General features: G+C 72.6%; 7 protein-coding genes. 5 read left to right on the top strand and 2 right to left on the bottom strand.

Going from position 1 to position 11,371, the window contains the following annotated elements; genetic code table 11:
- The first annotated feature begins 170 nt into the window (after positions 1 to 170).
- From ACZ4IF_RS25645 to ACZ4IF_RS25625, 5 genes are all read left to right on the top strand, one after another.
- Entirely contained in the window at positions 171 to 2,015 is a 1,845-nt protein-coding gene (locus ACZ4IF_RS25645) for an ABC transporter substrate-binding protein (protein ID WP_467566659.1), read from the top strand.
- Between the two features lie 76 nt (positions 2,016 to 2,091).
- Positions 2,092 to 3,159: an ABC transporter permease gene (locus ACZ4IF_RS25640; protein WP_467566656.1), complete on the top strand. Its 1,068-nt coding sequence runs from the start codon at positions 2,092 to 2,094 to the stop codon at positions 3,157 to 3,159.
- 23 nt (positions 3,160 to 3,182) lie between these two features.
- On the top strand, positions 3,183 to 4,121 hold the full coding sequence (locus tag ACZ4IF_RS25635; protein ID WP_359492478.1) for an ABC transporter permease: 939 nt from the start codon (positions 3,183 to 3,185) through the stop codon (positions 4,119 to 4,121).
- Entirely contained in the window at positions 4,118 to 5,119 is a 1,002-nt protein-coding gene (locus ACZ4IF_RS25630; protein WP_467566653.1) for an ABC transporter ATP-binding protein, read from the top strand. The genes ACZ4IF_RS25635 and ACZ4IF_RS25630 overlap by 4 nt, the downstream gene beginning before the upstream one ends.
- Positions 5,116 to 6,120 (top strand): ABC transporter ATP-binding protein, encoded by a 1,005-nt coding sequence (locus ACZ4IF_RS25625; RefSeq protein WP_467566650.1) that lies wholly within the window; start codon positions 5,116 to 5,118, stop codon positions 6,118 to 6,120. Before ACZ4IF_RS25630 ends, ACZ4IF_RS25625 begins: the two co-directional genes overlap by 4 nt.
- A gap of 73 nt (positions 6,121 to 6,193) precedes the next feature.
- Here ACZ4IF_RS25625 and ACZ4IF_RS25620 read toward each other — a convergent pair whose 3' ends face one another.
- Positions 6,194 to 7,162, bottom strand: coding sequence for a bifunctional riboflavin kinase/FAD synthetase (locus ACZ4IF_RS25620; RefSeq protein WP_467566648.1), 969 nt, complete (start codon positions 7,160 to 7,162; stop codon positions 6,194 to 6,196).
- 144 nt (positions 7,163 to 7,306) lie between these two features.
- Complete coding sequence (locus ACZ4IF_RS25615) at positions 7,307 to 11,203, bottom strand: trypsin-like peptidase domain-containing protein (protein WP_467566646.1); 3,897 nt, start codon at positions 11,201 to 11,203, stop codon at positions 7,307 to 7,309.
- Positions 11,204 to 11,371: the final 168 nt, after the last annotated feature.

The following is an 11,371-nucleotide window of genomic DNA, read 5'->3' as shown; positions in this document are numbered from 1 at the left end:
CGAAAAATCCGCGCCAACTCGTTATTTCCGCAGGCCACACGGGGTTCATGCGCCGTTGACTCGCGTCGACCGCCGCTGATAGACACACACATCAACCCCGCCGGCGCCATCCCGATCAAGTCGTTCAACCAGCCATCTCTGCGCAAGCGATGACGTGAGGTCACCGACCCATGAACACACAGGATCAGCACCACAGAGGGCTCCTGCGTCCGCGGCTCGTCGCCGCCGCAGGTGCCGCAGCGCTCACCCTCACCGCCGGTCTGGCAACCCCGCTCAACCCGGCACCGCACCAGGCCCAGGCCAAGGAGAACAAGAAGGTCCTCACCGTCGCGGTCGCGCAGAGCGTCGACTCGCTGAGTCCGTTCCTGGCGTCACGACTGGTCAGCACGAGCATCCACCGGCTCATGTACGAGTACCTGACCAACTACGACCCGGCGGACAACCACGCGATCCCCGGTCTCGCCACCAAGTGGGAGCCGTCCGCCGACAAGCTCACCTGGACCTACACGATCCGGGCGAACTCGAAGTGGTCGGACGGTCAGCAGGCCACCGCCGAGGACGCGGCCTGGACGTTCAACAAGATGATGACCGACGAGGGCGCGGCCACCGCGAACGGCAGTTTCGTCGGCAACTTCAAGAAGGTCACGGCCCCCAGCGCCACCAAGCTCGTCATCGAGCTGAAGAAGCCGCAGGCCACGATGGCCGCGCTCGACGTGCCGATCGTGCCCAAGCACGTCTGGGAGAAGGTCGGGGACTTCACGAAGTTCAACAACGACAAGCAGTTCCCGATCGTCGGCAACGGGCCGTTCATCCTGACGGACTACAAGCCGGACAGCTACGTACGCCTGAAGCCCAACAAGAGCTTCTGGCGGGGCGCCCCCAAGTTCGACGAGCTGGTCTTCAAGTACTACAAGGACGGCGACGCGGCCGTCGCCGCCCTCCAGAAGGGCGAGGTGTCCTTCGTCTCCGGCCTCACGCCGGCCCAGTCGACGGCGCTCAAGAGCCAGCAGAACATCAAGGTGAACGACGCCCCCGGCCGCCGCTTCTACGCGCTCGCCACCAACCCCGGTGCCCAGGCGAAGAACGGCAAGAAGTTCGGTGACGGCGCCAAGTCGCTGCTCGACCAGAAGGTGCGCCAGGCGCTCTCCCTCGCGATCGACCGGAAGACCCTCATCGACAAGGTCTTCCAGGGCCACGCCGTGGAGGGCGAGGGCTACATCCCGCCGCGCTTCTCGACGTACTTCTGGAAGCCGGAGGCGAGCCAGCAGCTGGCGTACGACCCGGCCAGGGCCGCGAAGCTCCTCGACGAGGCGGGCTACAAGAAGAACGGCGACGGCAAGCGCGTCGAGAAGAACGGCAAGCCGATCAACTACCGGGTCCTCTGCCACGCCACCGACCCGAACGACAAGGCGGTCGGACAGTACCTGAAGGAGTGGTACGGCAAGCTGGGCATCGGTGTCACCCTCAACTGCCTGGACAACGTGACCGACCCCTGGCTGGCGGGCACCTACGACCTGGCGTTCGACGGCTGGTCCGTCAACCCCGACCCCGACTTCGTCCTGTCGATCCACACCTGCGGGGCGCTGCCCGCCACCCCCAAGGACACCGGGGCCACGGACAACTTCATCTGTGACAAGAAGTACGACGAGCTCTACGACCAGCAGCTCGCCGAGTACGACACCGCCAAGCGGGCGGACATCGTCAAGCAGATGGAGTCGCGGCTGTACGACACCGGGTACATGAACGTCATGGCGTACCCGAACGCGGTCGAGGCCTACCGCACCGACCAGATCAAGTCGATCGAGACGATGCCGAAGGCCGCGGGCAACATCTACGGCCAGGACGGTTACTGGAGCTGGTGGTCGGCGGTCCCGGCGGGGGCCTCCGGTGAGTCCTCCGACAGTTCGAGCTCGACGGGCGTCATCATCGGCATCGTCGCGGGCGTCGTCGTCCTCGTGGGCGTCGGGGCGTTCTTCGCGATGCGGAGGCGCTCGACGGCCGAGGACCGTGAGTAGGACCCGCACCGCCCCCGAGGGAACCTCCGGGAACGCATGCGGGGTCCCCGTGAACGCACGAGCGAATGAGTAGTTCATGACCGCTGAGGCAACACCCTCGCTGGTCGAGGCGACCGACGGTCCGGCGGAGGCCGGACCGTCGGTCCGCGGGCCCAAGGCGCGTACCAGAACCGCGTATCTGCGCTATGTGGCGGGCAAGTTGGGCGGCGCGGCCGTCTCGCTGCTGGCCGTCCTCGTCACCAGCTTCTTCCTGTTCCGGCTCATCCCCGGCGACCCCGTCAAGTACATGACGGGCGGTCGTCAGGTGTCCGCCGAGCAACTCGCCAACTACCGCAAGGAGTTCGGGCTCGACCTGCCGATGTGGGAGCAGTTCACGGACTACTGCGGCAAGGCGCTCACCGGCGACCTCGGCACCTCGTACCAGTTCCGGGCCCCCGTCATCGACAAGATCACCGAGGCGTTGCCGAACACCCTGCTGCTCACCGGCACGGCGTTCGTGCTCTACACCGCGCTCGGCATCTTCATCGGCACGCGCTCCGCGTGGCGCAACGGCGGGCTGAGCGACCGGGTCAACACCGGTCTGGCGCTGACCCTTTACTCCATTCCGTCCTTCTGGCTGGGCCTGCTCCTCATCATCGTGTTCTCGGTGGGCATGGGCCCCATCCCCGGTCTCTTCCCCACCGGGGGCATGGAGACGGGGGGCAAGGAGGGCTTCGCGTACGTCATGGATGTGGCCCACCATCTGATCCTCCCGGTGGTGACGCTGGTCGCGGTCGAGTACGGGCAGACCCTGCTCGTCACGCGGTCGGCCCTGCTGGACGAGATGGGCAGCGACTACCTGACGACCGCCAGGGCGAAGGGGCTGCGGGACGACCTCGTACGCCGTCGGCACGCCGTGCCCAACGCGCTGCTGCCGACCGTGACGCTGATCTTCATCAACCTCGGCCGGACGGTCGCGGGAGTGATCCTCGTCGAGACCGTCTTCTCCTGGCCGGGCCTCGGCGGGCTCTTCTACCAGGCGCTGAGCGTGCCGGACCTGCCCCTGGTGCAGGGGCTGTTCTTCGTCTTCGCGGCAGCCGTGATCGTGATGAACACACTCGCCGACCTGATCTATCCGCTGCTGGACCCACGGGTGGGCCGATGACCACGACCGAGTCGGACGGGCCGATGACGACCGAACCCACGGCGGCTTCGAAAGGCGGCCCCACGACGGCGAGGAGCCCCCGCGCCCTCGCCTGGCAGCGCCGCCGTCATTCCGCCGCCCGTTTCTGGAAGCAGTACCGCACCCACCACGCCGGCGTCTTCGGACTCGCCGCCCTGGGGCTCTGCGCGCTCATCGCGCTGACCGCGCCGCTGACCGTCGGCTCCGACGTGCAGAGCGTGACCGACGCGCCGGGCGGCCCCATGGAGAGCCCGAGCACCGAATTCCCCCTGGGAACGGACCAGTTCGGGCGCAATCTGCTCGGGCTCGTGGTCTGGGGCGCCCGGGTCTCGCTGCTCGTGGGGCTGCTCGCCGCCGTGCTCTCGGTGGCGATCGGCGCGCTCATCGGCATCACCGCCGGACACTTCAAGGGCTGGTACGCGACCGTGATGATGCGGATCACGGACTGGTTCCTGGTGATGCCCACGCTGGTCCTCGCGATCGCGCTGGCCACCGTCATGAGCCGGTCGCTCGGCACGATCATCCTGGCGATCGGCGTGACGACCTGGCCGACGACGGCGCGTCTGGTGCGCGCACAGACCCTCGCGGTGGAGTCACGGCCGTACATCGAACGGGCCAAGGCGCTCGGCGGCGGACACTGGCACATCATGACCCGGCACGTCCTGCCCAATGTGATGCCGCTGGTGCTGGCGCAGACGACCCTGATCATCTCCTCCGCGATCCTCGCCGAGGCGACCCTCGCCTTCCTCGGGCTCGGTGATCCCACGGTGGTGTCGTGGGGCGGGCTGCTCCAGGACGCGCGGGAGGCGGGCGCGGTCAGCGCCGGGAAATGGTGGTACCTGGTGCCGCCCGGTGTCGCGATCGCCGTGGTCGCGCTGGCGTTCACGCTGTGTGGGCGCGCCGTCGAGTCCGTCCTCAACCCCAAACTGGGAGTGGCACGTTGACCCTGTTGGAGGTCAGGAACCTCGAAGTGACCTACGCGGGAGGCGCGGCCGCCGTCCGCGGCGTGGACCTGTCGCTCGACGCGGGCCAGAAGCTCGGTGTCGCGGGCGAGTCCGGCTGCGGCAAGTCCACGCTGGCGCTCGCGCTGCTGCGGCTGCTCCCCGCCGGGACGCGCACGAGCGGGGAGATCCTGCTCGACGGCGAGGACGTCCTGAAGATGAAGTGGGGGCAGGTGCGGGCGGTCCGCTGGGCGGGCGCCTCGATCGTCTTCCAGGGCGCCATGCACTCGCTGAACGCGGTCCACCGCATCGGCGACCAGATCGCCGAGCCGATCCTGCTGCACAAGAAGGCGACGCCCGCTGGTGCCCGGAAGAAGACCGGGGAACTGCTCGAACACGTCGGCCTGCCCGCCGCCCGCGCGAGCGCCTATCCGCACGAGCTGTCCGGCGGTCAGCGCCAGCGCGTCATGATCGCCATGGCGCTGGCCTGCGACCCGCGGCTGGTCGTCGCCGACGAGCCGACCACGGCGCTCGACGTGATGATCCAGGCGCAGATCCTCCGTCTGATCGAGCAGCTGGTCAGCGAGCAGGACCTGGGCCTCGTCATGATCAGCCACGACCTCGCGGTGCTGGCCGACACCTGCGACCGCCTCGCCGTGATGTACGCGGGCCGAGTCGTCGAGGAGGGCCCGGCCCGGCAGGTGTACGAGGACGCCCGGCACCCGTACGGCAAGGCCCTGTCGGCCGCCTTCCCCCGTATCGGCGACACGGCGTCGCGGTTCGCGCCGCGCGGACTGCCGGGCGATCCGCCGGACCCGTCCGCGCTGCCGTCCGGATGCACGTTCCACCCGAGGTGCCCGGTGGCCCTGGACTCCTGCATGACCGAGGACCAGGAGCTCCGCGACGCGGGCACAGCAAGGTGGGCGGCCTGCGTGCACGCGGGCGCGTCGGTCCCCCAGCCGGGCAGCCCGGCGGAAGAAGCCAGGAGCACCACGCCATGACCACTGACACCGCCGCGCCGGCCGCTCCGCTGCTGCGCGCGCAGGACCTGCACGTCTCGTTCGCCGGACGCAACGGCGCCGCTCGCGCGCGGGCGGTCGACGGAGTCGACCTCGACATCCGGCGCGGCGAGATCGTCGCCCTGGTCGGCGAGTCGGGCTGCGGCAAGACGACACTCGCGCGCTCGCTCCTCGGTCTCGTCCCGCCGACCGGCGGGCACGTCACCTTCGACGGCAAGCCGCTCGACTACTCCTCGCGCGCCCTGAAGGCGTACCGCAAGCGCGTCCAGCTCGTCCTCCAGGACCCGAGCGGCTCGCTCAACCCCCGGCACACCGTGTACGACGCGGTGGCGGAGGGCCTGCGCATCCACGGGTACGGCGGGGACGAGCGGGCGGCCGTCGCGGAGGCCCTCTCCCGGGCCGGACTGCGCCCGCCGGAGCGCTTCTTCCTCCGGTACCCGCACGAGCTGTCCGGCGGTCAGCGCCAGCGCGTGGTGATCGCCGGAGCCCTCGTCCTGGAGCCCGAACTCATCGTCGCCGACGAGCCGGTGGCCTCGCTGGACGCGTCGGTGCGCGGCGAGATCCTCGCCCTGCTGCTGCGTCTGCGCACCGAACTCGGCCTGTCCGCCCTGGTGGTGACGCACGACCTGGGTCTGGCGTGGAACATCGCCGACCGGGTCGCGGTGATGTACCTCGGCCGCATCGTCGAGACGGGCGAGGTCGAGCAGGTCCTGACGACGCCTCGGCACCCCTACACCCAGGCCCTGCTCTCCGTGCTGCCGGAGGCACCGGGCGATCCGGTCGTGCTGACGGGCGAGCCCCCGGACCCGTCCCGCATTCCGGCGGGCTGCCGCTTCCACGTCCGCTGCCAGATCCTCGCGAGCGGCGAGGCCGAGCGGGCAGGTGTGGCGGACGCCTGCCGCGGCCGGGACCTGGAGGTGCTCGACGGCGCCGGCGGGACGCAGGTGGCCTGCCACTGGGCCCGGGCGACGGTCGCGGGCTGACCACGACGACGGGGGCGGCCGGTGCTTCGGAGCACCGGCCGCCCCCGTCGTCGTACCGCAATGGGCTGGGCGACTACGCCGGAGGGGCGGAGTCGGCCTCGTAGGCCTCGATGAGCTCGCGCGACCGCTTCACGTCGTCCCCGATGGCTTCCAGCAGCGCCTCGATCGAGTCGAACCTGGCCTGGCCGCGGACGAAGGCGAGGAAGTCGACGGCGACGTGGAGGCCGTAGAGGTCGAGGCCGACGCGGTCGATGGCATAGGCCTCGACCGTGCGCTCGGTACCGTCGAACTGCGGGTTCGTGCCGACGGAGATCGCGGCGGGCATCGCCTCGTCCGCGACGTGCAGCCAGCCGGCGTACACGCCGTCCGCGGGGATGGCCGTATGCGGGAGGGTCTCGACGTTGGCCGTCGGGAAGCCGAGCTCGCGGCCGCGCTGGGCGCCACGGACGACGACGCCCTCGACGCGGTGCGGGCGACCGAGGATCTCCCGGGCGCCCTCGACGTCGCCCTCGGCGACGAGCCGCCGGGTCAGGGTCGAGGAGAACGGCTCTCCGCCGCCCGCCTCACCCGTGACGTACAGGTCGACGACCTCGACCTCGAAGTCGTACGTCTCGCCCTGCTCGCGCAGGAAGTCGACGTTGCCCGCGGCCCTGTGGCCGAAGCGGAAGTTCGGGCCCTCGACGACGGCCTTCGCGTGGAGCTTGTCGACCAGGACCTTCACGACGAAGTCGGCGGGCGACAGCTTCGAGAACTCGCTGGTGAAGGGAAGGATGAGCAGGGCGTCCACGCCCAACTCGGCCATCAGCTCCGCGCGGCGGTGGTGCGGGGCGAGCAGCGGGGGGTGGCTGCCGGGGCGCACGACCTCGCTCGGGTGCGGGTCGAACGTCACGACGACGGACGGCACGCCCAGCTCCCGGGCGCGGTCCACGGCATGCTTGATGATCAGCTGGTGCCCGCGGTGGACTCCGTCGTAGGAGCCGATGGTGACGACGCTGCGCCCCCAGTCCTGGGGGATGTCCTCCAAGCCACGCCAGCGCTGCACTGTGACCGCTCCTTGTCGAACCCGAGTCCGTGATTGCCTCATTCGCAGCTCTAAGGGTGCCATGCCGTGTGCGTTCGGCTTGCATCGGCATCGAGCTGTGACGAGGAGCACGGACACGGAGCGGGCAGCCGACGGTGCTCGCAGTCACGCGGGGACCCGGACTCCGGCCAGGTTCTCGATCATGCGGCGGGTGCTCGGTCCTACGACCGCCGCCCATTCCTCGGGGGAACCGGTCAGCCAGCGGGCCAGCAGGACGGCGAATCCCGGGGCGTGCCGGGCCAGGTCGACGAGGCCGCGGTCGAAGCCGGTGGCTCCGGCCGGGGTGCGCACGAGGAGGAGGCCCGCCCGGTGCACCAGTTCCCGGGTGGGCTCCTCGCCCCGGCGGTCCGCTCCGTCCGCGGCGGCCTTGAGCAGGCTGCCGAGGACCGCCGGGTCGTGTTCCCGCGCGAGGAGCAGGTCCAGCAGCTCGCGGCGCAGGGGGCGCGACGAGCGGCTGCCGGGCGCCGCGAGAACCGCGGCGAGCGCCGCGCGCACCGGGGTGCGGCAGCCGTCCAGCAGACCGTCGACCAGCGGCAGCAGTACGGCGCGTACCGCGGGCCCCTGTTCCAGCCGCCGGTCCACGTACGCGGCGACGTGGGAGGCGGCGTCGGGGCGCAGCTCCACGGCTTCCCGCACCAGTGCCGCGACGCGGCGGGCGAGGGCGGGCGTGGTGACGTCGGCGAGGGTGCGCAGCGTCTCGCCGGTGCAGGGACCCGTGCCGCGCAGCCGGGTCCGGATGGCGTCGAGCACGGGGTCCGGGTGGGTGGTGAGCGCCGCGACCAGCGCGCTCGGGGGGAGGCCCGGGTCGCCGGCGGTGAAGCGGTCCAGGGCCTGCGGGAGGTACCGGGCCCGGGTGCGCGGGTCTCGGACGAGGAGGCCGAGCGCGCCGCCGTGCAGGGTGCAGTCCGCGGGACGGGACAGCAGGGCGAGCGCCGCGTAGCGCAGGAGTTCGCGGTCGGCCTCGGTCCGTACGAAGGGCGCGGCCCGCAGTCCGTACGTCACCGCCGCCACGCGCCGTGCGGGCCGCTCGTCGTGCGCCCAGCGGTCCACGGCCCGGCACACGGCCGACGGCTCCTCCTCCGCCAGCACGGCGAGCAGTTCGTCGCCTCGTCGGTGCGCGCTGTCGACCAGCGCCTCGGCCAGGTCGTCCAGCGCCCGTCCCCGGTGCGCGTACAGCAGGGCCTGTGCGGCGGTCGCCACGGTCGCGTGCGGGGCCGCGGGGAGGGGCCGCTCGTCGTCGAACCAGCCCGTCAGGTGTCGCTGTACGGCGGTGGGGTCGGCGGCGAGCAGTCGGGCGACGGCGTCCAGGCAGCGCGGGGCCGTCGGAGCGGCGCGGAACCCGCTCTCGCGCGCGCCGCGCCGGGCGGCGTCCCCGGTGCCCCCGAGATCCGTGGTGCCCCCGGTGCCACCGGCGTCCGCGGTCCCGGGGAAGCCGTCCTGCGGTGTCGTCGGACGCGCAGCCGGCCGGGCTGTCCCGTCGGCGCCCCCGGGAGTCCCGGGGCGGCGTGGTTCCTCCGTGCCTCCGGCAGCCCCCGGACGGCGCACCTCGTCCGCGACCACCAGGCGCCTCAGCAGGTCGAACCGCTCGGTGTCGGGGACGGGCAGCGCCTCCCAGAAGCCGGGCCCGAACTCCTCGGGTACGTCCCGCCCGGTCTCCCGCCAGGTCACGATCCGCTCGGCGAGCCGTCGCAGCACGCCGAGGTACGGCATCGCGTCGGGCACCCGCAGCAGCACCTCGGCGCAGAGCCGGGTCGCCCACCAGGCGGGGTCGCCGAGCGGTCCGGGGGACTTCGGCAGCAGGTCGTCCACGGCGTCGGCCAGGTCGTCCAGCCGGCGGGCCAGTTCGGCGGCGCCCTGCTGCCGGGCCAGGAGGAGCAGCGTCTCCACGACGGGGCCGATGCGGTGACGGGGTACGGGGACCGTGCGGGCGTCGGCGGCCTTGGCGGGCCGGGCGCGGCGCGAGGGTGCCGTTCGCTGGGCGGGAACCTGCGGCGATGTCGGTGGGCGCCTGCGGTGCACGAGGGCGTGCAGAGCCGCCCCCAGGTCGAGGTGGGTGCCCTGGATCCAGTCGGCGAGCTCCTCGTGGGCGAACCGGTAGCCGTCGCCCGCGGGGACGAGGAGGCCCTCGGTGAGGACGGCGGAGGCCCAGCCGCAGGTCCCGGCGAGGCGTCCTCCGGGAACGGGCCCCCAGGGGAAGACGGTCTCGAAGGACGCGCGGTCCAGCTCGCCCTGCCCCGGGCCCAGACAACGCCGCGCGGCCTCGTGGACCTGGCCGGAGACGAGGGCGGCGAGCCTGCGCACCGCGGTGCCGCGCAGGCCGTTCGCCGCAGCGAGGCGCACCGCGACGCGCAGGCACATCAGGTCGAGGTAGGCGGAGAACACCTCGTCCCGGTCGGGCCGCCCGGCCGGATGGCCGGGCAGCGCGGCCCGCACCTCGGAGAACAGCCGCAGGACGAGCGGGTGGCGTGCGTCGGCCCCGGCGAGCGCGCCTTCGGCGATCCCGGCGCGCACCCGGACGAGCCGTGCCTCGTCCTCGGTCAGGTCCCCCAGATGTACGCAGGCGGGCAGCCGCCCTTGCGGGGACGCGGTCCCCGCGGCCGTGCCGTGCAGCAGGTCGGCGGGGAAGCCGGCGCCCGCCTGCTCCCAGTACTCGGCCCGGCATCCGACGACGAGCCGTGCCCCTGTCTCGCGCAGCCAGTCGGCGGTCCCGGCGGTCCATTCGGGCAGCCGGTGGGCGAGGTCGGGGGGCATCTCCTCAGGGCCGTCGAGGAGGAGCAGCAGGGGCCGCCCCGTCTCGCGCGCCAGCCGGGCCAGCCGCTCGGGCCCGATGTCGCCCAGCTCTCCCTCGTACCTGCCGGGCGGCAGGAGACCGGCATCGGGCGGGATCCCCTGGACCGTCTCCGGGTCGCCGGCCGGGTCAGTGGCCGGTGAGCCGTCCGCCGGAGCCCCCTGAGACGGACCCCCGGGGGCTGCCTGTTCCTCCCCCGGCGCCGCCACGATGCGGCCCGCCCTCTCCAGCGCCCGCGTCGCCGCGTCGGCCACCGAGGTGTCGGTGCCGAGCAGGTCGGCGCCGCGCAGCCACAGCGTGGGGGCCGGTTCGGCGCCCGAGGTGCGGCGGGCGGCCAGGGCAGCCAGTTCCGTCGTACGGCCGCTGCCGGGCCGGCCGACGAGCCCGAGGACGGCGGCCGGGCCGTCCTCGAAAGCAGTGAACTCCCGGACGACGTCGGCCCGTTCGACAGGACCGCGCCCGGTGCGGCCGGAGCCGAGGGTGGTCGCCGCGCCCGGCCCGTCCGAACCCACCGAGGTCGCGGTGAGTTCCAGGGCGCCCGCCAGGTTCAGGTCCGCGCCGTAGGCCGGTACGGAGGCCGCGTTCCGGGCGAGCAGCGCGGCGAGACCCGGCACGCCGCGCAGCGGGACCGCGAAGCCGGCGGCCCGGTGCCCGGTGTGCAGGGCGGTACCGAGCACGGCGACGACCGCGCCGGTCGTGGCGTCGAGGACCGGCCCCCCGGCCGCTCCCCCGCCCAGCCGGAGCGCGTCCGCGCCCGCGGTGCCGATGGCCAGTTCCTGGACGTCGCCGAGGAGGTGGAAACGGTCCGTGGCCGTGTACGTGGCGGGGGAGGTGCCGAGCAGCCGCGCCTCGCGCCAGCCGCCGGCGGCGATCCGGACGTACGTACCGGTCGCGATCCTGTCCCGCACGGTGACGGGGAGCGGGTCGAGGCCGAGACCTTCGGTGCGTACGAGTGCCAGATCGGCGTCGGGGAGCGGGGTGACCGCGTCGGCGGTGACGACGCAGGTGCGGTCGCCGGGGGCGTGCAGGACGAGGCGGGCCAGACCGTCGACGGCCTCGTGGCTGGTGATCACCGTGCCGTGGTGGTCTGCGGCGAAACCCGTGCCGCGGGGACGGCCCGCCAGGTCGCAGATGCGCACCAGGGCCGTGTCGCGCGCATCGCCGCGGTCGTCCGCCGGTTGCCGGCCCATGGTCCGCGGGCCCCGTCCCGCCATGCTCGAACCTCCCCGCCGTGCTCCTTCTTCCGAAGGTAGGCGTGAGGTGATCAGCGGGACAGATCGCGCGGTGAACGCGCCCCCTTCCACACCCTCGGTTCACTCCGAGCGCCCGCCCGAAGGGGTGAACAGGCGGGGGTGGATGGATACACCCTTGGGTGGGGGAAC

The sequence above is a fragment of the Streptomyces sp. NPDC025784 genome, assembly GCF_055558435.1.
Note: the sequence above shows the minus strand (reverse complement) of the source record. Positions and strands in the feature narration are given on the sequence as shown.

Coding starts and splice junctions, on each gene's coding strand:
- ACZ4IF_RS25640 (WP_467566656.1), top strand. CDS start 2,092: ATGACCGCTGAGGCAACACCCTCGCTGGTCGAGGCGACCGACGGTCCG.
- ACZ4IF_RS25645 (WP_467566659.1), top strand. CDS start 171: ATGAACACACAGGATCAGCACCACAGAGGGCTCCTGCGTCCGCGGCTC.
- ACZ4IF_RS25635 (WP_359492478.1), top strand. CDS start 3,183: ATGACGACCGAACCCACGGCGGCTTCGAAAGGCGGCCCCACGACGGCG.
- ACZ4IF_RS25615 (WP_467566646.1), bottom strand. CDS start 11,203: ATGGCGGGACGGGGCCCGCGGACCATGGGCCGGCAACCGGCGGACGAC.
- ACZ4IF_RS25625 (WP_467566650.1), top strand. CDS start 5,116: ATGACCACTGACACCGCCGCGCCGGCCGCTCCGCTGCTGCGCGCGCAG.